24 protein-coding genes and 2 pseudogenes are annotated in these 24,816 nt (G+C 41.4%); 3 read left to right on the top strand and 23 right to left on the bottom strand.

Annotation, left to right across the window (positions count from 1 at the left end):
* Positions 1-18: 18 nt before the first annotated feature.
* Together WFK81_RS25860 and WFK81_RS25855 are read right to left on the bottom strand one after the other, a co-directional pair.
* Positions 19-789 carry a DUF1684 domain-containing protein gene (locus WFK81_RS25860; RefSeq protein ID WP_336789654.1) on the bottom strand — a complete coding sequence of 257 codons (771 nt, stop codon included), beginning with the start codon at positions 787-789 and terminating at the stop codon, positions 19-21.
* On the bottom strand, positions 786-1,655 hold the full coding sequence (locus WFK81_RS25855) for an alpha/beta fold hydrolase (protein ID WP_336789652.1): 870 nt from the start codon (positions 1,653-1,655) through the stop codon (positions 786-788). Before WFK81_RS25855 ends, WFK81_RS25860 begins: the two co-directional genes overlap by 4 nt.
* Before the next feature lie 854 nt (positions 1,656-2,509).
* Here WFK81_RS25855 and WFK81_RS25850 point away from each other — a divergent pair.
* Positions 2,510-5,926 (top strand): S-layer homology domain-containing protein, encoded by a 3,417-nt coding sequence (locus tag WFK81_RS25850; protein WP_336789650.1) that lies wholly within the window; start codon positions 2,510-2,512, stop codon positions 5,924-5,926.
* A gap of 228 nt (positions 5,927-6,154) precedes the next feature.
* Here WFK81_RS25850 and WFK81_RS25845 read toward each other — a convergent pair whose 3' ends face one another.
* From WFK81_RS25845 to WFK81_RS25825, 7 genes and pseudogenes are all read right to left on the bottom strand, one after another.
* On the bottom strand, positions 6,155-6,724 hold the full coding sequence (locus WFK81_RS25845; RefSeq protein ID WP_336789648.1) for a GNAT family N-acetyltransferase: 570 nt from the start codon (positions 6,722-6,724) through the stop codon (positions 6,155-6,157).
* 197 nt (positions 6,725-6,921) lie between these two features.
* Positions 6,922-7,377 carry a hypothetical protein gene (locus WFK81_RS25840; protein ID WP_336789646.1) on the bottom strand — a complete coding sequence of 152 codons (456 nt, stop codon included), beginning with the start codon at positions 7,375-7,377 and terminating at the stop codon, positions 6,922-6,924.
* Between the two features lie 71 nt (positions 7,378-7,448).
* Positions 7,449-7,592, bottom strand: a pseudogene (locus WFK81_RS31030) (VanZ family protein); the annotation flags it as partial.
* Positions 7,586-7,942 carry a VanZ family protein gene (locus WFK81_RS31025; protein ID WP_442956101.1) on the bottom strand — a complete coding sequence of 119 codons (357 nt, stop codon included), beginning with the start codon at positions 7,940-7,942 and terminating at the stop codon, positions 7,586-7,588. The gene WFK81_RS31025 and the pseudogene WFK81_RS31030, both read right to left, overlap by 7 nt.
* Positions 7,943-8,773: 831 nt before the next feature.
* Positions 8,774-9,163 carry a hypothetical protein gene (locus WFK81_RS25835; protein WP_336789644.1) on the bottom strand — a complete coding sequence of 130 codons (390 nt, stop codon included), beginning with the start codon at positions 9,161-9,163 and terminating at the stop codon, positions 8,774-8,776.
* A 203-nt stretch (positions 9,164-9,366) separates the two neighbouring features.
* Positions 9,367-9,696: a hypothetical protein gene (locus tag WFK81_RS25830; RefSeq protein WP_336789642.1), complete on the bottom strand. Its 330-nt coding sequence runs from the start codon at positions 9,694-9,696 to the stop codon at positions 9,367-9,369.
* A gap of 321 nt (positions 9,697-10,017) precedes the next feature.
* Positions 10,018-10,377, bottom strand: a complete 360-nt coding sequence (locus tag WFK81_RS25825; protein ID WP_336789640.1) for a hypothetical protein — start codon at positions 10,375-10,377, stop codon at positions 10,018-10,020.
* Between the two features lie 309 nt (positions 10,378-10,686).
* Between WFK81_RS25825 and WFK81_RS25820 the strand changes: the two genes are divergently transcribed.
* Positions 10,687-11,538: an acyltransferase domain-containing protein gene (locus WFK81_RS25820; RefSeq protein WP_336789638.1), complete on the top strand. Its 852-nt coding sequence runs from the start codon at positions 10,687-10,689 to the stop codon at positions 11,536-11,538.
* Between the two features lie 280 nt (positions 11,539-11,818).
* On the opposite strand, the gene WFK81_RS25815 is transcribed toward WFK81_RS25820, so the two are convergent.
* From WFK81_RS25815 to WFK81_RS25755, 13 genes are all read right to left on the bottom strand, one after another.
* Positions 11,819-12,715 (bottom strand): AraC family transcriptional regulator, encoded by an 897-nt coding sequence (locus tag WFK81_RS25815; RefSeq protein WP_336789636.1) that lies wholly within the window; start codon positions 12,713-12,715, stop codon positions 11,819-11,821.
* Positions 12,716-12,969: 254 nt separating this feature from the next.
* Positions 12,970-13,680 carry a hypothetical protein gene (locus WFK81_RS25810; RefSeq protein ID WP_336789634.1) on the bottom strand — a complete coding sequence of 237 codons (711 nt, stop codon included), beginning with the start codon at positions 13,678-13,680 and terminating at the stop codon, positions 12,970-12,972.
* Entirely contained in the window at positions 13,661-14,137 is a 477-nt protein-coding gene (locus WFK81_RS25805) for an RNA polymerase sigma factor (RefSeq protein WP_336789632.1), read from the bottom strand. The genes WFK81_RS25810 and WFK81_RS25805 overlap by 20 nt, the downstream gene beginning before the upstream one ends.
* Positions 14,138-14,383: 246 nt before the next feature.
* The gene (locus WFK81_RS25800; RefSeq protein ID WP_336789630.1) at positions 14,384-14,704 is read right to left on the bottom strand and encodes a hypothetical protein; all 321 of its coding nucleotides are present in this window, start codon (positions 14,702-14,704) and stop codon (positions 14,384-14,386) included.
* A 150-nt stretch (positions 14,705-14,854) separates the two neighbouring features.
* Positions 14,855-15,391, bottom strand: a complete 537-nt coding sequence (locus WFK81_RS25795; protein WP_336789629.1) for a WGR domain-containing protein — start codon at positions 15,389-15,391, stop codon at positions 14,855-14,857.
* 158 nt (positions 15,392-15,549) lie between these two features.
* Positions 15,550-16,185 carry a hypothetical protein gene (locus WFK81_RS25790; protein WP_336789628.1) on the bottom strand — a complete coding sequence of 212 codons (636 nt, stop codon included), beginning with the start codon at positions 16,183-16,185 and terminating at the stop codon, positions 15,550-15,552.
* Positions 16,186-16,267: 82 nt separating this feature from the next.
* Positions 16,268-16,720, bottom strand: coding sequence for a hypothetical protein (locus WFK81_RS25785; RefSeq protein WP_336789627.1), 453 nt, complete (start codon positions 16,718-16,720; stop codon positions 16,268-16,270).
* Between the two features lie 228 nt (positions 16,721-16,948).
* Positions 16,949-17,332: a DUF7674 family protein gene (locus WFK81_RS25780; protein WP_336789626.1), complete on the bottom strand. Its 384-nt coding sequence runs from the start codon at positions 17,330-17,332 to the stop codon at positions 16,949-16,951.
* Between the two features lie 205 nt (positions 17,333-17,537).
* Positions 17,538-17,912 carry a VOC family protein gene (locus tag WFK81_RS25775; RefSeq protein WP_336789624.1) on the bottom strand — a complete coding sequence of 125 codons (375 nt, stop codon included), beginning with the start codon at positions 17,910-17,912 and terminating at the stop codon, positions 17,538-17,540.
* A gap of 194 nt (positions 17,913-18,106) precedes the next feature.
* Positions 18,107-18,559, bottom strand: coding sequence for a DUF4279 domain-containing protein (locus tag WFK81_RS25770; protein ID WP_336789622.1), 453 nt, complete (start codon positions 18,557-18,559; stop codon positions 18,107-18,109).
* Positions 18,560-18,918: 359 nt separating this feature from the next.
* The gene (locus WFK81_RS25765) at positions 18,919-20,016 is read right to left on the bottom strand and encodes a helix-turn-helix transcriptional regulator (protein WP_336789620.1); all 1,098 of its coding nucleotides are present in this window, start codon (positions 20,014-20,016) and stop codon (positions 18,919-18,921) included.
* 440 nt (positions 20,017-20,456) lie between these two features.
* On the bottom strand, positions 20,457-21,299 hold the full coding sequence (locus tag WFK81_RS25760; protein WP_336789618.1) for a hypothetical protein: 843 nt from the start codon (positions 21,297-21,299) through the stop codon (positions 20,457-20,459).
* A 217-nt stretch (positions 21,300-21,516) separates the two neighbouring features.
* Entirely contained in the window at positions 21,517-22,029 is a 513-nt protein-coding gene (locus WFK81_RS25755) for a cysteine hydrolase family protein (RefSeq protein WP_336789616.1), read from the bottom strand.
* A 498-nt stretch (positions 22,030-22,527) separates the two neighbouring features.
* Between WFK81_RS25755 and WFK81_RS25750 the strand changes: the two are divergent.
* A pseudogene (locus tag WFK81_RS25750) lies at positions 22,528-23,604 on the top strand (IS110 family transposase); the annotation flags it as partial.
* A gap of 333 nt (positions 23,605-23,937) precedes the next feature.
* Here the strand turns inward: WFK81_RS25750 and WFK81_RS25745 are convergent.
* Positions 23,938-24,702 (bottom strand): nucleotidyltransferase domain-containing protein, encoded by a 765-nt coding sequence (locus tag WFK81_RS25745; RefSeq protein ID WP_336789779.1) that lies wholly within the window; start codon positions 24,700-24,702, stop codon positions 23,938-23,940.
* Between the last annotated feature and the right edge of the window lie 114 nt (positions 24,703-24,816).

The raw sequence follows: 24,816 nt of genomic DNA, 5'->3' as shown, positions 1-24,816 counted from the left end.
TTACTTTTATTATATGAATTAATAATTTACAACCAATTTTTCCCCTGCCTTAAGCTCAAACGGCAATCGATTGTTGCGGGGAGGGAACGGACAATTGAAATGATGCGAGAAAGCACAGGAAGGCAGGAATGTCCGGTTGAAGTCCAGAATAACCGAGCCATCCGCTTGGACCGCTACAAGAACCATTCGTCCCAATCCATAGGTTTCGCGGCCGTTCGTCTGATCGCCAAAGACAATAATGAGCGATTCGCCGGATGCAAAAGGCGTTAACTGATAGAATGTTCCTCCTATCGTGACCTGGATATCTCCCGGCGATTGATGCTGCCTCAGGCTGCCCTCTTGATCCGACAAATGAGCAAAGGACACCGTTCTGCCCTGCTCGCCTTGAATAAACTCCCCTTCAATGACCCACTCCGGGTCATATGGATAAGCGGAGATCGAGTCATAGCTTTGCAGTGGCTTTGCCTCCGCATCCCATACAGCCAGCAGATGATCCGAGCCTGGCTGGCTGGTCGCCATAGCACTAAGCTTGTCCGAGAAACGGACAACCGTAGTATCCGTCGCAAGCGCAACCGTTCCATCGACCAAATGACCGTCGACAGTAATGCCTTCAGACTTCTCTGCAGTCAATAGAAGGCCTGGCCCGGATGTACATGGAGCCCAAATCCCCGGTATGCCGTCAAGGATCGTTGGTACCGTGATCTCTTGAAGCAGGACCAGACTCAAATCCCCTTGAAATCCGCTTACTGACTGATGGCGGTAAGCCCGCCATTCTTCTATAGAGATCATAGGCCGACACGCTCTTTGGCAATAAAGCCTGATACTTTCTGAATAAAGGCCTCATGCTCCTCGATAAACGGCATATGCCCGCTATTTTCGAACAAGACCAGCTCCGATTGAGGAAGCAAGCGGTGCATTTCCTCTGATTGTGATACAGGTGTAATCCAATCATAGCGTGCGCCAACGATTAAGACGGGCACTTGCAGCGCAGGAAGCTTTGGCCGGACATCATATTGAGGAATAAAATGCTTAAAGGTATAGTTGGCTGCCTCCAGGGAACCAATTGGACGATTGCCAGTCTCCATCATAAGCTCCAGGTCCTGAACATGGAAGTACAGCGGATAGCAGACGTCCCACCAGGCGATCAAATGTGCATCGTCTCGGATCCGGCCCTCGAATAATTCAGGGATCACCCGCAGCTGCTCTTCCGTTGCGACATTGCTTGCATATGCAAGTGCAGCAGGATAGAACTCCCGGCTTGGAGCCGTGCAGATAAGAAGAAGCTTCTCCAGTGAGTTCGGATAACGTGTTGCGAAGACTTGAGCAACCATGCCCCCGAACGAATGACCCAGCAGATGAATACGGTCAAATCCCAAATACTGACGCAGTGCTTCAATATCATCAGCAAGCTGCTCCAGCGTGCAAGTAGCCGGATCAACTCTTTCCGATTGGCCGTTACAACGCAGATCCAGATAGACAATCTGCATTTGATCCGCCAGCGGTGTCAACCAAGGCTTGAAATCAGAGTGGTCGCTGCCCGGTCCGCCATGAACGGCAAAGAGTACCGGACGAGCCTCCATTTTGCTCCCATTTGGTACATAACCAGAGCCTTCTACATCGAAATAAATGCGGGTTCCATTCAAAGTTGCGAACATAAGATGCACTCCTCTTTCCATTATAAATAGCTGTCTCAATTATCTATGTCCAATTCCTTTAGGTCAATAAAGACATTAAAAGGTCAGAAACTCTCTCTTGAGGTTCTTTCTGGAAAGGCAAATGAACTGGCCAATCGATATCAGCTCACCTTATTTGCTGCTGTATATAAACAACGCTTACTGAACTTATTGATGCTCAGAAAATGCTACAACCTCAGCGAGAGCAAAGTATTGTTCACAACAAACTTTCTGGTAATATCTCCGAAATGGAGACATCGATCGCCTCACAATTAGTAAGTAATAAATTGGAGCTTATTGAATTTAATCCTTATAACCACACCACAAATGCAAATAAATGAGCAGCGGTATCAAGCGGCACATGAGAAATTAGTTACCATCTTTACTCTGTCTGAGAAAGCTACTGTTGCAATGGAAGACTGTATGCTTGCTTATTAGTGCTCAGCGAGTAGGCTTGAAGGAATCAAACAGTCTCTTGCTGAGTCATCACGAAAATATCAATCAACACTTTCTCAAATATCACTCTTTAGCGATGAGCGGATCTATTTATGTGTGTGTTATCAAGGATTTATGGAACAACGAAATCGTAGCATTTTGCCTTGAATCTGAGATAAATAAGCCACTTTACCATCAGCATCTATTTGAACTGAATCATGATTATTATTAAAGATTTCTCGGAGCAAGCGCTTCCAAAGATTCTATATTTTGACAGGTTGAAAACCTGGAAAATATACCACATGATATAGTTGGGCGTTTGTCAAATTGACAATGTGTCCCAATACGATGCGGGTAAGCCGTGGGCGCACCGGATCGAAAAATAAGGAGGATTTTCATTGATGTCAAAACGATTTGGCAGAATGCTCGCGTTCCTCTGTTGCTTGGTAATGGTGGCGTCACTAATGACTGTCAGCTTTGCCGCCGCCTCTGGCAACATCGAGTACGCAGAAGCACGTGATGGCGACCTCAGTTCTACAACTCTTACAACCTTGCAGGCGAATGATACGCCGACCGCCATTTTCGGAACTCCCGAACTCGGGTCAAACGACCCACTGTGGACCTTGACAATGGAACATCCCATCAACAAAAGCACTGTACCCGACGACCCCAGACCCCATGCCACGGGCACAGCCAGAATCCTTTGGGACCACGACTACCTGTATGCCCGCGTAGTTGTGAAGGACAGCAATCTATATCAGGGAGCCGGCGGAGATTACCAGTACGACAGCCTGGAGTTTTACGTCGGCAAAGGATCCGGAGGCTCAAACCAATGGCGTGTCAGCGCGACGGGCGTGTTTTCAGGACAGTCCGCTCCTGGCAGAGCTGCGTGGACCCAGATCACGGATACAGGATATATCGTGGAGATGAGAATACCTAAAGGAAACTTGACCTTACAGGAAGAAGGCAAGCTTACCTTTGAGGTCTATATCAATAACTCGACGGAAAAGGGCGGTGATCGCTATGAAGTCGTTTCCTCTTTCGGAGTTCCGGACGCGGGTTATTCCAGCGATGCTTCATTTACAGACAGCCTGCAGCTCACTTCAGCCAATGAAGCGGACACCAGATTCTCAATCACCGCCACGGCGGGACCGGGCGGTACAATAACGCCGGACCCACCCGGCGATGTTCTGAGACTTGCTAAGGGCTCAAGCAAACAATTTACGTTTACCCCCAATCACGGCAAAATTGTGGATACCGTAACGGTAGACGGCGAGGCCGTGACTCTAACTGCTGGAACTTATACCTTCGCAAATATTGAGGCTGACCATACCATTCACGTGACATTCAAAAACGATCCGAACGCGAAGCAGCTTCCCTTTATCGTATGGAATGACAACTTCGCCCGTGGCGAGTACACGACGGCCGTCATCATTGACTTAGGCGATGGGAAGGCGGCGTTAGGCTCCGCGCTTAAACCGGGCTTGTTTACCGTCTCGGCTAGGAACACGACCCTCAGCGGCGACTCGGTGACCTTTGAAGGGACGCGCAAGATCACAAGGGTATACGCCAACAACGAACCAAAGGTACGCGGCTATCTGGGGACGGTAAGCCATTCACCGGATTATCAGGAAGGACTGGCAAGCGGCCGTTACATCGTAGTTGAGTTTGAGTTTTATTCGGAGAGCGGCGGCAATATAACGCTGGACGGCAACAGTAACTCGACAAAGCAAGTTTACAACATCGTCCAGAACGACGAGATCCAACTAACAGATGGGAGTTCGCTTCGCAACGTGGTTTTTGAGCAGGACAAAGTTGTGAATCCGATCCTTGACAAGTTTACAACACCGACGGGCGATTCGGTCAATCGCGCGCTCTACCTTCACAAGGATGGCAACGGTAATGTGGTGCAACGATTGCCTCTGTATGTCTATACCCACGGCAGGTCACGCGGCGGCACAAACGCTGAAACAGACCCCAAAGCGGCCATGAAATCCGCCAATGGCTCGGTTGCTTTAATGAAAAAAATGGAGGAAAATCCCAAAAAATACGCCAGCCATATCCTGAATATTTCCTATAATGGCGTATCTACTCCCTCCACAGCCAATGTTAAGAAGGTTATAGACAACCTGGTTGCCAGCGGCGCAGTAGACCCTAACCGTATTTACGTAGCCGGCTTCTCATGGGGCGGCCTGTATACGAACACCTTAGTTAACGACTATCCCGGCTTCTTCGCGGCCGCAGCACCTATGTCTCCGGTAAACGGATCACCGAACGCGAGCACCAACGACGCTCACGCCAAACTGGCCTATTGGATGTTTATCAATGCGAATAACGTTGGAATATACCAGACTAACCTCGCAACCTTCATAAACACCAATATGCCGAAAATGACCAACGCGAGAGCTTCCCGCTTTGAGAGCAATGAGGCTCTTACATGGCCCTACAATCAATATGATCAGCCGAGTCAAAGGCCGAATCCGGCCAACACACCTGCCCTGCCTGATTATATAGCGCACGAGGTTGAAGCTGCGGTTCTTTACAACCAGATAACGATGGGAACTTGGAGCATAGCTCCAACGGCGCAGTCCCCTAACTTGCCGGCTTGGAAGAATGACTACACAGACGTCTTTGATTGGATGTTCGCGCAGAGAAAAACGGACGGGCCCGGTGCTCCGGGCAACTTCAAAGCAACGGCGGGCGACGGACAGGTCGCATTAAGCTGGACTGCTCCGGCTGACAACGGTGGCAGCGCGATATTGGGTTACAAGGTCTGGTACGGCAGCGTGATGCTAGTCACACTGGGTGCGGCAGAGACCAAATATACCTTCACGGGCCTGACAAACGACCAAGCCTACACCTTCAAGATCGTTGCGGTAAATGCGAAGGGCGAAGGCGCAGAAGTCAGTGCAACGGCTACGCCGACGAAGACAACAACTCCTGGTGGCAACAGCGGAAATACGGGCACCGGGACAGACGCGGGATCGAAGTCGAACTACACGGTGAATACACCTAAGGATAAGCCCGCGGTCACAGACAAAAACGGCAACACCACCCTACCCGGCGGCGGCGAGATCGCGATCAAGGGTGGGACGAAAATTAAGGTACCCGAAGGCACGACAATAGACTCAAACGATAAAGTGACCATTCCGGCGGGCAAGAGCGCCGAAGTGATACTACCAGGCGGCATGTCGCTGAACATCCATGAGGGTACGGAGCTTGTGTTCGTTGACGACACCCCGCTGGGCTTCCTCGTGATGTCGGGCAATCCTTTCAGGGATGTCAACACGGACGACTGGTTCTACAGCTACGTAAACTTCGCTTACACATACGGTCTTTTCAACGGCACGACGTCCACGACGTTCTCACCGGGCACCTCAATGACGCGCGCGATGTTCGTGCAGGTACTGGCCAATCTTGAGAACGTAAACCGCTCCGGCTACACGAGTTCCCGCTTTAGCGACGTGACGGACGGGCAATGGTATACGGCGGCAGTCGAGTGGGCGGCCGAAAGCGGCATAGTCAACGGTATAAAAGCAGACTTGTTTGACCCCAATTCACCGATGACGCGCGAGCAGATGCTGGTAATACTGTACAACTACATGAAGTACAAGGGCTATGAGATACCTGAAAGCCAATCTAACTCCTTCGCGGACAAGAGTGAGATCAGCTCATGGGCGCTCAAGGCCGTTCAGGCGCTGCAGGGCATCGGCATTGTATCAGGCAAGCCGAACAACCTCTTTGACCCCGAAGCCACCGCCACCCGTGCCGAAGTAGCCACTATTTTTAAAAGGTTCGTCGAATATCTGGCTAAGTAAAAGGAAAAATTGGACCCTTCCGGCTGGACAATATCCAACCGGAAGGGTCTCCTTCTATTTTACAAAGAAAATCTCCGGTCTGATGACTGCTGTCATCGATTTCAACGAGCGTCCGGTACGCGATTAGACTGCTTAAAAATAGAAACAGCGGTGGCCTTGGACTCAGATATTAAGTCCTAAACTGCCGCTGTATATTGAACGTTTTCCGTTACTTCAACAATGTATGACTTATGTATGGTCTCTTAAAAGTTCCAATGCCTGTACAGTTTGATTCTTATAACCTCCTGGCTCATCTTCATTAAGTTCTAACTCAAATCCTGCCCATTTATATAGTTTTATTGCTTTATAAGCCCAAGTTGATGTAGGCACATACATTATCTGATCGCCTTCTAGATTGATCATATGTCTCACGCCTTGCGCAATTAACGCTTTACCAAGTCCTAGTCCTTGATATTGCGGCTTAACGGCAACCCACTGAACAAATGGATGTCTACGGATCCCTGTATATTTCCACCAGGCTGTAAAAGTAGCAATTTTTTCACCCTTGTCAGATTGAATGAACAAAGTTCTTAATTTAACTTCACTCATATAAAGTAAATGGTTCTTAATAAAGTAATCCAAAGCCACTTCCTTAGAATTAAATTCCAAGACAGATGTCTCAATTTCTGCCCATGATTCTTCATCTCCAGCCTGGAACATTACGAAAGAAAATCCTTCAGGTAATGAAGCCTGCGGAAGCAGTGTTCCTGCACTACGTTTAAGAATGACCCTGTACCATTCCAAACTTGTATCGAGCATTGCTATCCTCCTTTATATTAAGCTAGTGCTAATAATTCACTTCTGTCAAAACTCCTCGCTCAAACACTTCGGCGGTCTCAATCTCTACTATATTTCTGCTTGTTATCATCTGTATACTGCGGGATATCTTCCCATCCTGTTAGAGACTCCATGCCATAAACGATTGATATCTTAACACTCACACTTTGCTCGAATAACTAACTAATCTTTAAACCTTCAACGAATTCTTCCAGTTGTTGCTTTAACTGCGGATCGGCTGGGTTTTGTGCTAAGCGACCGAATAGACTGAATAATTGCTCTTGGTGGTTAATAATAGTGGACTTATTATCTGGTACCAACATTTCTATATATAGCTTGTTCAAGAGAAAATCGATTGTTTCTCCTTGCCCCTGCTCATAGGTAGTGAGGTGTGGAGTCGAATCTGCAGCAGCAACAGCAGCGATACATTTTGTGTAAGCTGGGTCGTCTATTTGCACACCAAAACATTCGCTTACCTGCCCCAATTGACGTTGAAACGTTTTATTTGCTTGATCTTGAAGAAGGTCATACCGTTCTTCACTTTTATCTTTTGAATAATGTAGATAAACAGAGCTTGCCAGTGCCAGAACCGTGACTGTACTAAGAATCATGTCTTTATACTTAAATCTCCCCAAAACTTACATCTCCCCAGCACTAATTTTTTAATTCTAATGATTGCAGTTTCCTGTTTTTATAATTTTTAATATTAAATTAGACCAAAGTATTTGGTTTGAACTTTCCATATAGCTATTCCAAGTAAAGACCCGAGGATATTTAGTATTAAATCATCAACATCAAAGCTACCTGTCCCAGAGAACAATTGGATAAGTTCAAAAAATAAGCTCAATAAAAAGAAACAGTAATAATTAAACCAATGCTTTGCTTATTTCGTACAACCATAGGCAATAACCATCCAAATGGTACAAAAATGATTAGGTTGCCTATTATGTTCTTAATAGCAATATTTATATTGGTCGTATGAAATAAATAATTTGAAATTGTTTTAAATGGCACAAAGTTTGTGCCTAAATTTATTCTGCGGTTGAAATCATTCAAACTAATATTAAACATACTTTCAATAACATAAAGCGGGGAGGCGACTTTAAACAATACGACTTTGAACAAAATTAGCAAGTAAACTAGCAATATGAGAATAATAACGATTCTTTTTCCTCTAATTTGATTTTCCTTAGAAACCATTAAAATAATAATCACACCTCACAGTATCGGCATTACAGATAATCCCATTAGCATGACGCAATAATTAACAATAAAGTTGCGCTAAACCGCCCTTTACTTCAGGAAAAGCTGCAGCAGATTGGAGATCTGCTGCAGCTTTATTGACTTAGGAATAGAAAAAATCTGTATTATTTTCAACGATATATAAATGGAAATATCGCTCATCTTGCACCATTATACTACTATCTCCGGCTCGAACTGTAGCGGATTCTTACATACCCTGTAGTTGTGTCGGATAAGCTTATAGGAATAAAACGATTTTTAATTAAACAGTTATGGGCATCAATAAAGCTTTTCCCTTGAGCGATTAATGACGTGCATGGGTCAGCGCTTCCTGTGATTGAGAAATTAGATATTATCCCTCTGTTCTTACCTGATAACATTACAGAATCTCTTTCTACCACACGCCGCCGTTTACAACCTTTTCCTGTTGTTTTTTTCCTCTTCTTACCGCCAGATCTACATGAACATGACATTTCGATACACCTTCTTTAATAAATTCATTTTGATGTATCCTATGTCACGGCTTTGCCTTATGCGTGGACAAGTATCACTTATATCCGGCATTTACGGATTGGGTATTATGGTAGATGGCAGCCTATATCCCGCAAAAAGCCGTTGACGTTCTTAAAGCGACTGGTACGAACTATAAGTGGTCGACGGTTACCACGTTTTCACCTTGTTATTGCGCAAACTGCCCTTTACTTCAATAAAGCCGCAGCTGATCCTCTAATCTGCTGCAGCTTTATTGATTGAACTATAGTATCCCGTTAGTTCAAGATAGGGGGATGCTTATTTGACTGTTTTGCTGTAACTAACTGTCTTTTTCGTGTCTCCATCAACAAAAACTAATATTGGACCTACAATTTTATCACTTTTGGATTCAAAGGATACTTTAAATAGATGTTCTACTTTCGGATATTTCTCTCCACCTTTCGGAGCTGGCATGTCACTACCATTAGACTCTTCAACTTTTGCAATTTTCCAATCAGGCACCTCTTGTTGGTCCTCGGTGGTTAGACTATTCCATGCTACTTCACGTAATTCTTGACTATTATCAGTTTTAGGTTTGAGTGAGCATCCAGAAATTACGAACAAGGCTAAAACGACCATCAACAAAGTTCTATACAACAGTGTTCCCCCTCCTAAAGTTGTATTCCAAATCATTAATTTAGAAGTCACTAGTTTAGACGTAAAAGTTTCCCTTTTGTTTCGTTAAACTAGCCGTTAACGTAATGAAGCTGCCGACCAGCGCCAGCAGCTTCTTCAGGTTATTTACTCAACTAAAGTTCTTCGTTAGTTTCACAAAGCTTAACACTAATAACCTTTAAAATATCGTTCTGTAAAAGTAAGTTTATTGTATAGTCGTCACGTCAGTTATCAGCTTACGTCTTCAGTGAAGAAAAGAAATCGGATAACCGCTTCGTCGTATCGACGTCCCCTGGGTCTGCGTTCAACTTCATGAATATCTCGCGTAACTCTAACCCGTGCTGAACGACCGTTTGCTTGTTAGACGGTTTGCTAAGCAACCAGCCAAATTGGTATAATACGCCATCGATTGCATTGTTTTGCGATTCGAAGGTCGTTAACGGAGCCAATGCCGCAGCGGCGGATAAGGCCTCCTTGCATTGGTTAAAACCTTCATCGTCCTCATCCAGGTCTTTGCTAAAGCTCGAAGCCACGATGCTCAGTTGGTAGCGCAGCGCGTTATCCACGTTTTCATTTGCTTTGTCAGTTTTATTTATGAGTACGAAAATAACGCCGATTAGAGCAATAATTGTGACTCCCTGTATTGTAAATATTGCTTTTCTCCAGCGAATAGCCTTCACTTCCTTGCAATTTATTTACATATTATTACCCATTATATTAGGATATGTTGCTCTAAACTGTCCGTTAACGTAATCATGATTGCTTCGTAGCAGCCGTTCAAGTATCGTTTCCCGTTAGCCATTCGTTAGTTCGTTTTTTCATGGTAGTTCAAAACACAAATGAAAAAATACACCGCTTGATGATAAGATTCTAACATGGTTTTCTCTTTAGGAATCTTCTTCGACTTGGGGAGATAATAGGCTCTCTAGTTTTATATAATGATCTAAATCCTCTTGAATGAATTTAGTCGCTTTTGCTATTGCAGCTTGAATAAAGGGATTCTCTTTGATTTCCGGATCACCATATTCAATCCATACCTCACAAATTGCTCCTTGAATGCCACCAAACACCTCTGCAGCTATATCCCACTCTTCATTGAACTGCTTCCAGTTGGGATGATCTGTATCACACTCTTCGTCATAATATTCCCAAGCGAAAATTTCAATCGAAATTTGATAGTCATGAGTATCAGTCGATCCATAACCGCTATACATATCAGATGGTTCAGCCTTTGTGTATAGTTTCATACAGGGTACAATCTACCTACTTTCTTTTTCTCAATAGGTATAATATACCATATTAATTGTAAAGAAATCCATACTAGTTAAGGGTGATCTCCCTATTTCATGCAAATTCTTACGATTGTAATTTTATTCGCGAGGTTCAATTATTTATTATCATCCAGAATGTTCATCCATAGTATAACGAGCAGATATAGACCGGCTACAGACGTTAAGCTACCACGAAACGTAATCGACTCTTAACCAATGTTACCGATATTGAAGAATAAACTATAGCATTGTAGAAAGGAATAGGGTTAAAATCTGGAAAGTACGATGCTATTATCTGTTAAGGAGAATATGAATATGAATTTACAAAAAGTGTGTGATTGTATTTGCTTACCGGATCAAATGAAAAGAATAGTACTTGACTTTGCAAGTAGTTTCGATGAGAAGACCTTAGAGCCCTATTCCGCTGCCCTGAATGATCCATCTGCCTGGGAAGAGGCAGTTAAACAAATAGCAGGGGGGTTGGGAGATGATCCTGATGGAAGCAAAATGCTCACTTTTATGCTTTTGCGTGCAGTTGAGACCCATCAGGAATACGAAAAAAAAGGAATCAGTGAGACCATTTTTACGGATACGATGAAGTTCTGCAGCAGATTCGTTGAAGAACATTATAAGGTGCATGGCACCTATGCGTTTACATGGGGATGGTGGTTCCCAAGACAGCTTTCTCTCCGCGAATTCCGAATCGGTGCCCTAGAATATGAAATGATCGAGAAGGAAGAAAAGAAGTTAATAAATATACATATCCCCGCTGATGCGGATATGGGGCGCGAGAGCTTGCGGAAGTCTTATGAGGACGCTAGGGTATTTTTTGCAAAATATTACCCGGAGTACGGACAGTCCGATATGGTGTGCGATTCCTGGCTGCTTTCCCCTGTTCTTGCTAAGATGTTGCCGGAAAGCTCAAATATAATCCGCTTTCAGAAGGCGTTCGACTCGATACGTGAGGATGTAACGAACGACAGCGCGATCAGATGGGTTTATGGAAGAACGGATCTTCCGATACACAGACTCCCGGAGCATACTTCCTTACAGAAAAAAATCAAGACCTCTCTGTTGGAAGGCGGCAGCATTGGCGCAGCCTACGGAATACTGCAGGAAGACCCCTGGAAGCACTAGTGCCTGCCGTAAATTATGGATGTGACGATCGGCTTCCTGTACAATGATTTGCTTACCGAGCTCACCCCTGCTCCAGGATAATCATCAATAGCTTTATTTAACTCAATAATTTTCCACGTTATCTATCCTACGGGTTAGTTGAGAAAACGGCAGCTCATCATAGGATTTGCTGCCGTCGTACTATCTTGAGCTAACGTTCCCCGTCTGAACACACAAGCAGACTGCGGCCGCAATCTACTTCTTCGCTGTATTTGGCCATCCTTATCGGTTGACCCTTAAATTACACTTTACGAACCGCGAACCAGAGCTCTATATAGTTGAGGTTGTCTTTAGTGCCGTACATTTCGAATTCTGCCCCATCCACCTGCTCGTATCCGGATGTCGGGAGCCACTCGGTATAAAATCGGCGGTAAAGTGTCTCTATCGTATCATCAAACTTATCCCACGGATGCGGCTCCGATGGGAAGATGGCCCAAGTGTGTGCTGGAATAGTAACCAAGGTATACCCTTCTATAACACTAGCTTCGCCCCTGAAGGCACAAATCATGTACGGGAACGTGTCCAGTTCTGTCTTCCTGTAGCTACATACTGCATGCACGAAATTTAACTCATGGCTGATGAAGGGAGGTAAATCGCCAGCATGAGCTTCAAGTCTCTTCACATCCCCATTTGCAATGCTTTGCTCCCATAGCTTGGCTGGCGTTTGTGGAACTTCTCCGTTCCCGTCGGTTCGGAATACCCCTTCAATGCCGAACACTTCAAAGCTATCCTTCGTCTCAATTCGATAATTCATGGCCTCTGCCCCTTTAATCGTGATAAGGAAGGACAGACGGGGATATGCTTTAAGCGCTATTCCGTCTTGACGGGCCATGGCTGGTGTGATGCCATGTAAAGCATGAAAAGCCCGCGCGAACGAGACCGGAGATTCATAGCCAAACTTAAGTGCGACATCGATTACCTTCACATTCTTGCCGTGTTGTAACTCCAGCGCGGCTAGAGTTAACCGTCTTCGTCTAATGTACTCGGCAAGTGTCACATCCGTGATGAACGAAAACATACGCTGGAACTGGTATGACGAGCAGCAAGCCCTGCTGGCCACCTCGCTCAACTCAATCTCCCCATTTAGGTTTTCTTCAACATAATCTAATGCAAGATTCATTCGTTCCAGCCATTCCATTTAATTCCCTCCTCTCGAAATCAAGTATAGCCGAGGTTGGAAACCGCTTCGCAACGTTTTGTGCCCAAAGATGTTGCTTCTCATCAACAAAGTACTAAATCTATTACTGCAATATATGGTACCATATATTGGGGCTATTCTACCCTTTACTTCAACAAAAGCCGCAGCAGATCTTCACATCTGCTGCGGCCTTTGTTGTTCTCATCTAACGTTCCTCGGTAGTTGAACAAGTTATGATCTCCACTTATTTTTGGTTATTCACCATACTCTTCCCAATATTTCGACAAGCGCTCTTTAAGTCCGGCGTCTAGGTCTTTCCTTCCTTCCTTTGCGTCAATATCAGCCCATACGATGGCATCTGATAAAGGTCCGCTAAGTCCTCTCCATCCTCCTGCCATGCCAAGCTCTGGTAGCCATTCCAGTTGGGAGTACCACCTCTCCGCATAATCTTTGGTTCCACCGGCATTCTTCACAATATACAAACGATGTAGAATATTAGCATTATCTCGATAGTTGTAATAAAAGTAGCCCTTCTCTTTAAGTGCATTCGTAATATTAATTTTTTCGCCGTTGACGCTTAGGATAAGCCGTCCCCAGGATTTCTTGACAAGCCAAGGTCCGTCGCCACTACCGCCCATTATTTCGGTACTATTCCCATTAACAATATAGTGTAGCGAATCGCCATTTGCAAAGGTGATCGTCTGTCCTTTTCCATCAAAAAAACGGTCGTACATCTTTTCGATATCGCCTGATACTGCAGCAAAAGTTGAAGCAGAGATGAAGAGTGCGAGAAAACAAACAAATAGAGAGATCACCATTTTACGATAGGAGGCTCGTCCATTCACTTTTTTATCTGAATTACATACCGCAAGGCGCCGGTCTTCGAAAGCAGCCCACATGTTCTCTTTCTGAATCTCGTCAGGAGCAATGGCTTCGAAAACCTGATTAATGTGATGAGTTGTCATAATAACCTCCTAAGCTTAATTTCATGAGTTTGCGTCCTTTTGCCAGCTGGGTTTGAATTGTACTTTCTTTGCTGTTAAGCATGTTTGATATTTCTCTGACCGAATAGCCTTCGAAATAATAAAGGTATAGAACAATTTTGTATTTTTCGGGCAATGCAAGCAGTTGTTCAAGCACTTTGCCTGGGTAATCATTTTTATCTCTCCAGACCGATTCCGGCAAGCTTGTAAGATCAACTTTCCGTCTTCTCCACCATTCCTTCAACTGATCCTTGCAATGGTTTTTGGCTGTTACAATTAACCATGCTTTCTCATGCTCAAAGTCTTTAAAAGAAACGTTGGACTTCATGAGCTTCAGAAAAATCGATTGTACAGCATCCTCTGTGTCTGTTCGATTTTTGAAATACATGAAGCAGATACGATAAATCATTTCGATGTTGCGCTTATAAATCTCTTCCATTCATTCACCCCATATATGTATAACACGATCGTGCAACAAGAAATATCCTATTCTTATAAAATAATATTTTTATTGTAGATAGTGGCTGGACCAATGACTATAGTTAATTTAGAAGACTTCCACTTGGCTATGGTTCAAAAGAAAAACGGCAGCCGATTGGCTGCCGTTTCTTTATTCAACGTCCCCAATTAGTTTAATCCCAAAATCATCGGAGTACGAATATCCAATTCGATTTACAAGCAAATATTACTTTATTAACTGGTTTACTTTATTAATTGCTATCTTCATTCCTTCATACAATTCTGTTACTGACCGATATTCTTTTTTGAATACCGGGTTGCTCCATTCTGTGTTCTTGATAATATATATAATAAAAACACCGTTAAGAGTTGAAAATCTGCCATACCATCCGACATCAACTAAGTATCCATTTGGATATTCGACCATAAACATATCTTCACTTAACCATTTAATATCAGTCATATCTTCAGGACTTAGTTTATAAGAGTTCCATTTAACAACTCCTGGCCTGAAATCAAAGTTTTCAAAGATATTTATACCTCCCACAGTTGTTTATTATTAAACAGTAAATAACTGAAAAAACGATTGCACTATTCTGCAATTTTTGTAGTCTCAACTATCGTTTCCCGTTAGATATTTGCACCACAGAGCATGAAAGTAAATTCGTTCTTTCATGGTAGTTTAGAACCAGATTCGTTAGCTATATAATAGGAGATCAAAATCCGCACCTTCTGGATAAAGACAAACGTATTCTTCGTCTTTGCCTAAATATGCTATTTTAGCTTTTTCCAAAAAATTGTTATTAGATAATTCGATCGTAATCGTCTTTAAAGCTTTTTTGGCATCAATCACATAGTTGACGACATTGGTAGTACCACTCCCAATGTCTCCGCCATCACAAAAACCATTTCCCGTCCAACCTAAACATTCATTCATTAAATCTTCCACATTATGTCTACCATCAAGAGCTTCTTTCATTTGACTTTCTTCATAAGGGTACTGGACTACAAGTTCTATCAGTTCTTCTTCATCAAGATGTTCATAGCCCTCATTCAACTTTTCTTCAGCTAATTTCTTCATTACTTTTTCAGCTTTTTCAAAGATTCTCAATTTAACTTCTTCTGTTTCTCCAGTTTCTCCAACAACTCCATAATGGACTTGTAAGGTTTTATCATCTTCCCAGACTTCCCAGTAAACTATTTCATGATCAATCAATTTGATTAACTTTATCACTTTGAAGTGCCCCCGACCATCTCAGATTTTTGTTTCTATTTTAACACTTATCCAATTAATCTGCCCTTTACTTCAACAAAGACCGGCAGCGGATCACTGATCTGCTGCCGGTCTTTGTTTTAATCTAATGTTCTCCGTAAGTTAGCCCTGTATAGATATTATCTCAAGTGTTCTGGTCTTCTTTCATTTGGAATGTGCATTACATCAGTCTCGGTCTCTGTCAGATTCGTAAATTCCAAATTTTTAATTTTATTGTTGTCAAAAATGTTCTTTACTCGTTCTGAAACATACTGATCCAAGGTATATCCTCTTTTGTCAGCGTTATCCATGAACAAATCCGTCCCATCCCAACCGTCATCCTTAAAATATGTGCCCTTAAAACATTGGTGAAAACGGATAACTCCAGGGTGTTCCTTTAATACAATTTCGCTACGGTAATAATCTACTGGATTGCATCTGCCTGTAATGGAAATCCCAGAATAATTGGGAATAAGTTCATCTTTTTTTCCATAAAGGGTTACCGAAAATGATTCCCATCCAGTTATTTGATGTTGAATGAACGTTTCAATAATCGATTCATGTAGCAATAAAGAAAAGCCAGTATGGATGACAAGTGAGGGTGTATGCGTCCCCCTCAAATGTCTAGCCTCTAGTGGTTCAGAAGGCTTAATATCCCCTCGTAACAAAGCACATGAATAATCAAAAGCAGCTTCAATTCCTGCCTTAAATGGTCTTGTTGAGTAAACATCAGAGCATTTGAATAACTTATTATAAACTGGTAAATAAGAGGACATTTCTACTTTCTCCCCTTTTTGTGATGTTTAATTTATTCGTTATCAAAATTTAACTAAAGTCTCCCGTTAGCGTAATCCTTTTTTAACCTTCGTTTAGTACTCCGTATCTATTTTGTTTTCCCATCCAAGTACTTGCATCACGCCATTTAAGACTTTTGGCAGAAACCCAGCTATTTGTGTCAGGTGTATAATCTTCGGGATTCCAATGATAGTTATCCGCCCAATAAAATAAACCATTATGTAAAAGAAGTTTTGCATCAAGAATAATTGAATCGTAATTTATTGGACTTGGAACGATGTGAAATTGGGTTACACCTTCAAATAATAACTCAATTGCAGAAGGGTTACGATACTGCCTCTGGAACAGGATTCGTACATTAGTATCAAGTTCGTCTGACATACCCATTGATAAATTTTCACCAACATAACTCTCAGTCCACATGTATAATTCCTTTAAACAACTATCATGGAATCCACCAAATTTATTCAAAAGACTTTTAATATCATTATTGTCTTTAATTTCTATCCAATCCATCGGATATCCCCCTTTTAACGCTAATTCTTGACAGCCGTTCAAGTATTCTGCCCTTTACTTCAACAAAAGCTGCAGTAGATCCTCCGATCCGCTGCAGCTTTTTTGATTGAACTAAAGTTTCCCGTTAGCCTTCCATGCATCTGATATTTGCACCACAGAGCATGAAAGTAAATTCGTTCTTTCATGGTAGTACAATAAAAGCCCTTCTAAAAATTAGTCATAATGGTGTTAGTCGAAGTCGGGGACTTCTCTACCTAAATCTCTATCAGCTTTAATTTGAAGTTGTATCGTTTTAGTACCCATGTATTTTCGTGCAGTCCCTAGAATCGCTCTGTCATTCCCGAGTATTTCCAAAACCGTAACTGAAAAAAGGTTCATTAAGTGAGCATCTTCTTCATTAGATACTTCTTCGAAATATTTAAAAATTTTATCTAACAGATTGATATTTCTTTCCTCACTTAATAGTTTAATTATTTCAGGCATGAAGATGCCCTCAACTATGATAGTTTCTAACACCCCACCGTAGGTCGCGATTGATTCTTTATACGCATCCTCAGTTGACGGTAAGAAATACAACATTCTTCTAAAGAATTCTTCCGTTTTTTTATTCATAACCACCAGCTCCTATATTTCAACAGTATCATATTCCTTATGTTTATGTCTTCAACTATCCTACCCTTTACTTAAACAAAAAAGGCAACTGATCATCCTGATTGATCAGTTGCCTTTTTGATGTTCTCAACTAATGTTTCCCGTTAGTTGAGCGACCCACATCAGAACCATATCGAGACACCCTCTAATTCAAGCAAAAAAAGGATTATTCGGTGTGTGCTACAAGCATATTTCCATTCAAATCAAAGAATTTCAAAAATCGTCTACCTTCTTCGACAGGCGGTGCAAGAGGATCACCATATACCCGTGTTCCAGAATCTACAATCTTCTTGCAAAGTGCATCCATATCGTTTACTTGAAAACCAATTGTAGGAAATGACTCTCCGTTTACAGAGAATGTCGCTGTCGTTTCATCCGCAGTTTGCCATAAAAAGATATTGGTTCGATCTTCTCTAAACCTTATTAATGCAAAATCTCCAAAGTTGGCGATAAACTCACAATCAAGATATGAAACATACCACTCGACAGTTTCTTCTAGGTTCTTTACTGGAATCTGCACATGACTAATAAATTGTGTCATTTTCTCGCTCCTTAAATCCATATTTTTACATGAATCTATATGTTCAACAAAACAAACCAAATATCCTCTTATATGTGGAAGTAAACTGCCCTTTACTTCAACAAAGACCGGCAGCGGATCACTGATCTGCTGCCGGTCTTTGTTTTAAACTAATGTTCCTCGTTAGCTGAACGGTTTAATCAGTATGTTGCTATTTACATGTTAAAATTGCTTTCATATGGGTTTGCATACAAATCAATATCAAACTCAGCTTTTATACTATTTGCGAATTCAATCTGTTCTTTATCAAGATGTAAACCTGGTGTGTATCCATTTTCCATAATTATTACAATAGAAAAAAGGCATTCCAATTTATACTTCAATTTTAACTGGTTTATAATCTCTGATTTATATTTCAATCGCTCTAAGATTTGGTCCAATTGTTCTTTGACATCATAGGATTCTTGATAGCCTGTGCTAAGTTTCCAAGCCGTCTCTTTTCTGTAATGCACTTTTGTACTATTCACATTGGCATTTTCCTCTTTAGCAATAACATCACTTTTATTATGAGAATTGGTTGGATTTATGCCCAGTAATTGTGTAACTTCATTCACTGGAAAATCCTCACCAAAAATACTGAAGTACACCATGACTTTGGTCTTATCCATTCTCATTCACCCCAATTATTTCAAATAATCTCTATTATAGCGATTGTACCACTAACTATGCTAAACTGCCCATTACTTCAATAAAAGCGGCAGCTGATCCTCCGATCGACTGCCGCTGTGTTGATTGAACTATAGTTCCCCGTTAGCTCACGCCGTTGCCTAATCTAGAACTTTATTCTCACAATCGAATACTTTATTTCAGTCTTATTCTTTATTTTCCCAAGACAGCCGCAGTCTGTGTATTGTTGGCTCGCAATGAACCGAAAATCCAAACAAAAAGCTACCAAATTTCAAGCCGGTAGCTTTGCGGATCGCCGACAGTCTATGCATCACCAATCTCCGTTCTCAGATATACATGTCTACTTTACTTTATTTAATAAATTTGTCACCATTCTGCTCAATGTACCTTGAGCGACGAAAGGAGCAAGACTTGCCAGCAGATCCGGGCTAAGATGTTCACCTTCGACTCCACCAATCAACTTCTCGAGATTTTCCCTATCCAGAAAAGGTGCGAGGCTTATGATCCGGTTCGCATCGATGGTGCCGTCTACAACCCGGTCTACCAAACGACCTAATGTTTCTCTGCTAATAAAAGGTGCCAGCCCTTGAACGGAATGCCAGCTCAAGCTGCCCTCTTCGGCTACTTGTACCAACCGATCCACTTGCTCCCTACCCAGGAAAGGTGCGAGGCTTACGATCCGGTTCGCATCGATGGTGCCATCTACAACCCGGTCTACCAAACGACTTAATGTTTCTCTGCTAATAAAAGGTGCCAGCCCTTGGACGGAATGCCAGCTCAAGCTGCCTTCTTCGGCTTCTTGTACCAACCGATCTACATGTTCTCTTCCAAGAAACGGGGCAATTCCAACAAGATTGTGCACTTCTAAGGAACCGTCAATCGATTTATCTACCAGTCGGCTTAATGTGTTGCTGTTGACGAACGGAGCGAGTCCAGTAATGGCATTCCACACAATTTCGCCCTCTTCTGCCTGACGAACCAGTTCATCCAATGTATCTGTTCCAAGGAACGGAGCCAGCCGCATGATCACGTCTAATTTAAGGACGCTGCTGTCTAATCGTTCTGTAACCTTATGCAGAGCGCTTGCCTTTACAAACGGCGCTACTTGTACAAGCTCTTCCACCTTCACCTCTCCGGTATTGACCATCTCTGCAACTTGTACCGGCCTGTTCTCTGCGATCTCCTTAACGATCGTTCCAAGGTGCTGGTGCTCTCGATTTTCTGCGTTGTCTCCTGCATTTAAAATGTCGTCTACTGTTTTGCCGAATAACCTCGCTAACTGTGGAAGCGTTCCGATATCCGGTAGCGAGTCACCCCGTTCCCATTTCGATACCGCTTGATGACTTACATTCAGTTGATCGGCAAGTTCCAATTGGGTCAGATCTTGGTCTTTGCGAAGCTTCGAAATATAAGCTCCAATTTTACGCAAGTCGAGCATCGTATACCTCCGATAAAAGAAAATGTACAGTGCGCACTGTCGAAAACAGCATAGCATTTCCGCAAACGCAATCCTATCAAGCGTTGGTTGAATTATCACATCCGCTTTATTCAACTGCCGGTAGAATTGTCCAGATTGAAAATCGCCAGAGAGGGTAGGCATATGATTCTGCATCATCTGCGAGATCTGGAATCCACACACCCTACACTACTTTTGTCACTATCATTTAGTTTTTTTCTACAAATCATTTCTTTTACCCTGCCAAATCGTTCAATGAAAAACAACTGCCGATTGATGTAGGCAGCCGTCTTATTGTTGAGCTAATGTTCCCCGTTAGCTTAATCCACTAACCTGCATTGTTTACTGTTCACTATATCCTCAACAATTAGTTCAATGGCATCAACGCTGGATCCCACTTTTTATATTATGTGGAACATATTTTAATACTTACTTGGATTCAGTTCCTCAAACTTATGAGAGTAATGCTTCTTATCAATGAATCCAACGTAATTAAGTCCAATACACGGAGATAAATCTCCACCTAGTATGTTTGTATCAATAAAGCTGATGGAACTTAAATGCGGCAGATTTTGAACAAAATCCAATGATTTAATTTCACCACACTTAGTAAGTTTCAAATGCTCGAGCTTCTTTAATTTCGCAATAAACTGATGATTCTCAAGTCTGGAACAAGACTCCAAGTAAAGGGTTTCTAGGTTTTCAGGTAATTCATCAAGTATGGATAGTCGACGCAAATAATAAAGCTCCAGTTTTTTCATTTTAGTAAATACTTTTGAGCCTTTTAAGGAACTGATTGAGGCTTGAGTTAACCGAAGTGATTCTAAATTATTCAATTCGATTAATTCTCCCAAATCCCCATTAGTACTTTTAAATTTAGTTAACTCTAAATGTTTAAGTTGCTTTAGTGTAACTAAGTTTTTTAGCTTATTATTATAGATTGCTGCAAACGCTTGGAGTTCCTTGAAAGGCGACAAATCAAAATCAAATTTCAGTTCTGTGAAGGACAAGACTTTCAACTGAGAGAGTTTATATATCCCTGCTAGATCTGTAATTCGTTCAGTATCAATATCCAACTCTAGGATATGTTTACAATCATTCAGAAATTCTAAGTCAGTACCTTTGTAATAAGTCGATAATATGGACAGCTTACTTATGTCTCGCTCATTTAAATAATCTAAGCATCGTGCTATATTATCTCCATCTAAAATGAGAGTGTCGAATAAATTGTTCTCAATAAATTTGAAGCCATCTTTGATAGCCACCATAAATGTTCACCATCGCTCTCATTTATTGAACTCATCCTATCTATAATAATTTTCGACCACAAATTGGAACTATCCTGCCCTTTAGTTCAATAAAAAGCAGCCGTACTTAATGCGCCGGCTGCTGTCATTCTGTTTTGGACTAAAGTACTAGTTAGCGTAACAAAACCGAACTATTGGTAAACAGAGAAATCTTTTGACAAGAATATTCGTTCATTTATGAATTATCTTCTATGAACTCTAAATATCTATGACTCCACATTTTTTCATAAAACATTATCGTCTCTTCTGCAGACATAAATGAATTATTCAATGTCGATGTTGCATTGTGTACCATATAGTTTTTGTAACCCAGTCCATGAGCAAATTTAATTGTAGCATCCATACAGTATTCGGTCTGGGCACCGCAAAATTCAATACTTTGTACAGCTAATTGCTCTAAAAGACTTCTTAAGTTCGTTTTGTAAAAAGAATTTGCATGTATTTTATTAATTAAAAAATCTTCTTCCTGAACATCAAGTTTAGCATTAATAGCCCATAATTCCTCTCCATATACTAAATCCTCATCACAATGTTGAACAAAAATAATTGGTTTCTGTAACTTCCTAAACAGGGAGATTCTTTCACCTACTTTAGTAAGTAATTTTTGCAATTCATATAAATGCTCTTTGTTGTAACATACTCCATTTTGCAAATCAATTACTATTAAAACATCTGCACAAGTTTCCATGTCTTTAACCTCATTATTATCGTAAATTTTTAATTATATTATATCATTCTTTATTGAACTATTCTCCCGTTAACGTAATGAAGCTGCCGACCAGCGCCAGCAGCTTCTTCAGGTTATTTACTTAACTAAAGTTCTTCGTTAGTTCCACAAAGCTTAACTCTAATAACCTTTAAAATAGTCATCTTTAACACTACTTTTCAATTGGAGAAAAACTTCATTAAAGAATTCTTCGTCCGAATAAACATCAAAATCTTTTTTCTAATACTTCTTATCCAACCACTGGGCAATGAATTGCATGTCATTTATTTGCTCATTAAATTGAAACATCACCATTTTGTTTAGAAATTTTCTCATTTTCAAGTTGTGCACGGTAAGCCTTGAATTGACCTAAATGAGGTGAAAAATAAAAAGAGAATTCATCATCGTAATACTCGGTGTAATAATAATTTCCTCTCTTGGATTTAATTTATATCAAAATAAAGAAATACGAAGTGTAATAAAGACCATGGCTGTACGCATGTAGCGATGGAAAGTACAGGTGTATTTTGGAAACCAATTGTAAACCTCTTAGAATCCGAAGACATTACGTTTTTAGTCGTGAATGCTCAACATATGAAAGCACTTCCGGGACGTAAAACCGATGTCAAAGATGCAGAATGGATTGCTCAGCTACTACGTCATGGGCTTCTCACAGCTAGTTTTATTCCAAACCGCGCCCAACGAGAACTGAGAGAATTGGTTCGGTACCGTCGCAGCATAATTGAAGAGCGTGCCAGACAACATAACCGAATTCAAAAAGTTCTAGAAGGAGCAAATATTAAGCTCGGTTCCGTTGTTTCAGACATTATGGGCGTTTCTTCTAAGAATATGCTTCGTGCCATTGCAGAAGGTGAAGAAGATCCTGAAACACTAGCAAATTTAGCCCAGCGTACACTGAAAAAGAAAAAAGCGGAACTAGAACTTGCTCTGCGTGGTTATGTGAACCCTCATCAGCGTTTAATGATCAAGACCATTCTAAACCACATCGATTTTCTGACAGAACAAATTGAGATGTTAGATCAAGAGATAGCCCAAAGAGTTAGCTCTTTTCAGGAAGACATAGAGCGATTAGATTCCATTCCCGGTATTGCCCCACGCATGGCGGAACAGATTTTAGCTGAGCTTGGTACAAACATTGAGAACCAGTTTCCTAGCGCAGCTCATTTGTGTTCTTGGGCAGCATTAGTTCCTGGACATAACGAGAGTGCTGGCAAACGCAAATCCACTAAAGGTAAGAAAGGAAACAAATACTTGAAAGCTGCTTTAACAGAAGCGGCACATTCAGTAGGTGCATCCAAAAACTATCTTGGTGCCATGTATCGACGAACACTCGCTAAAAAAGGTAGAAAACGTGCGGCTATTGTAGTAGCTCATGCCATGCTTAGAATCGCTTATTACTTACTAACCCGAAAAGAAATGTACGTAGATTTGGGCGAAGATTATTTTGAACGACATAAACATGCTGCAGTGGTTAGAAATTCTGTTCGAAGACTTGAAAGCTTGGGATATTCCGTTTCTATTTCTGACGTGTCCTGATCCTTGTTTTATATAAGTATGTAACAGGTGCTCGACTTTAAAAAAAATTAAAGAACTGCACCCTTCTTTGGTTTTGTCTATTTTTGATGTTACTTCAAGGAATTTTCATGGTAGTTCAATCAAGTAATTGCATAATTATTAATGTGATATTCATTCAGTTCACAATTCCCAATATGAAAATTATAAGTTAGCTCAATAGTCTTTTGTTTTAATTAGAGTCGCTGCTTATAGTTGTGAGGCTTGCCGAACACCTAAGACAGTGACGTCCCGACGGGCTTAGGGGGCTGGATGTGGTCACTTGCTTCTCAGAATGACCCGGAGCGTCAATAGGTGTTAGCCGAAGGAAGTTCTGGAAGCAGCCATTGCATTTAAGGCGTTCTCAAAATAGCTATATACTTCATCTGCAATTCCCAGAAACTCTTCAACAAGTACATTACTATCCAAGTAACAATCATACAGATAATCAACTAAAGCGGAGTCAATCTCACAATAGTTTAATATGGCATTTTTCATCTTAATAATGTCATCTTGCCATACACCTGTATCTTCTAAAACCAAAGAGTATAATGCACGAATTAATCTCTTAGAGTAACCTTTAATATATCTAGTTTTCATCGTATTATCACTAGCATTAGAAAGTAAACTATGTATACGACTTACTTCCTCCTTGGTCTCTGTATTTAAGTCTAAAATGAACTCTGAAGAAATAATTATCGGTGGTACTTTTTCACCAACGTCATGACCATATATGCAAACACAAATTATCTTTACCCAAAACCCCCACTCATTTGGTTTACTTAATACATCGTCAATCGAGCAAATTATCGTATCAATCTTAGTTACTACTGGATATTCTTCCAAAAGCCTGTCTTTAATTTTTGACAATCTTTCGTAATCAATATCTTTGGGATTTACACATACAATAGTAAAGTCTGCATCTGACTTAAAAGGTTTAGCAGTTCCTTTTGGAATCGAGCCACACATATAAATGCTATGAATCTTACCTTTAAATTCGGTAAGTATATTATTTATATACTTATCAACAAAATCCTTATATTCACTTTGTATTACAATTCTATTTATAACTTTTTCTAATATCGTATAGACTCCTCCTAAACTAAGAACTTCTTTCGGCTAACGTCTTTTTGCGAACTTCGTAAATTCGTCGTGACTTAAGCTATTCGCGAAATGATTCAACTATCCTGCCCTTCT

Source organism: Paenibacillus sp. MMO-177, assembly GCF_037147795.1.
In the GTDB taxonomy this organism is placed as follows: Bacteria; Bacillota; Bacilli; order Paenibacillales; family Paenibacillaceae; genus Pristimantibacillus.
Note: the sequence above shows the minus strand (reverse complement) of the source record. Positions and strands in the feature narration are given on the sequence as shown.

Coding starts and splice junctions, on each gene's coding strand:
- WFK81_RS25860 (WP_336789654.1), bottom strand. CDS start 789: ATGATCTCTATAGAAGAATGGCGGGCTTACCGCCATCAGTCAGTAAGC.
- WFK81_RS25855 (WP_336789652.1), bottom strand. CDS start 1,655: ATGTTCGCAACTTTGAATGGAACCCGCATTTATTTCGATGTAGAAGGC.
- WFK81_RS25850 (WP_336789650.1), top strand. CDS start 2,510: ATGTCAAAACGATTTGGCAGAATGCTCGCGTTCCTCTGTTGCTTGGTA.
- WFK81_RS25845 (WP_336789648.1), bottom strand. CDS start 6,724: ATGCTCGATACAAGTTTGGAATGGTACAGGGTCATTCTTAAACGTAGT.
- WFK81_RS31025 (WP_442956101.1), bottom strand. CDS start 7,942: ATGGTTTCTAAGGAAAATCAAATTAGAGGAAAAAGAATCGTTATTATT.
- WFK81_RS25825 (WP_336789640.1), bottom strand. CDS start 10,377: ATGAAACTATACACAAAGGCTGAACCATCTGATATGTATAGCGGTTAT.
- WFK81_RS25820 (WP_336789638.1), top strand. CDS start 10,687: ATGCTATTATCTGTTAAGGAGAATATGAATATGAATTTACAAAAAGTG.
- WFK81_RS25815 (WP_336789636.1), bottom strand. CDS start 12,715: ATGGAATGGCTGGAACGAATGAATCTTGCATTAGATTATGTTGAAGAA.
- WFK81_RS25810 (WP_336789634.1), bottom strand. CDS start 13,680: ATGACAACTCATCACATTAATCAGGTTTTCGAAGCCATTGCTCCTGAC.
- WFK81_RS25805 (WP_336789632.1), bottom strand. CDS start 14,137: ATGGAAGAGATTTATAAGCGCAACATCGAAATGATTTATCGTATCTGC.
- WFK81_RS25790 (WP_336789628.1), bottom strand. CDS start 16,185: ATGTCCTCTTATTTACCAGTTTATAATAAGTTATTCAAATGCTCTGAT.
- WFK81_RS25785 (WP_336789627.1), bottom strand. CDS start 16,720: ATGGATTGGATAGAAATTAAAGACAATAATGATATTAAAAGTCTTTTG.
- WFK81_RS25780 (WP_336789626.1), bottom strand. CDS start 17,332: ATGAATAAAAAAACGGAAGAATTCTTTAGAAGAATGTTGTATTTCTTA.
- WFK81_RS25775 (WP_336789624.1), bottom strand. CDS start 17,912: ATGACACAATTTATTAGTCATGTGCAGATTCCAGTAAAGAACCTAGAA.
- WFK81_RS25770 (WP_336789622.1), bottom strand. CDS start 18,559: ATGGATAAGACCAAAGTCATGGTGTACTTCAGTATTTTTGGTGAGGAT.
- WFK81_RS25765 (WP_336789620.1), bottom strand. CDS start 20,016: ATGCTCGACTTGCGTAAAATTGGAGCTTATATTTCGAAGCTTCGCAAA.
- WFK81_RS25755 (WP_336789616.1), bottom strand. CDS start 22,029: ATGGAAACTTGTGCAGATGTTTTAATAGTAATTGATTTGCAAAATGGA.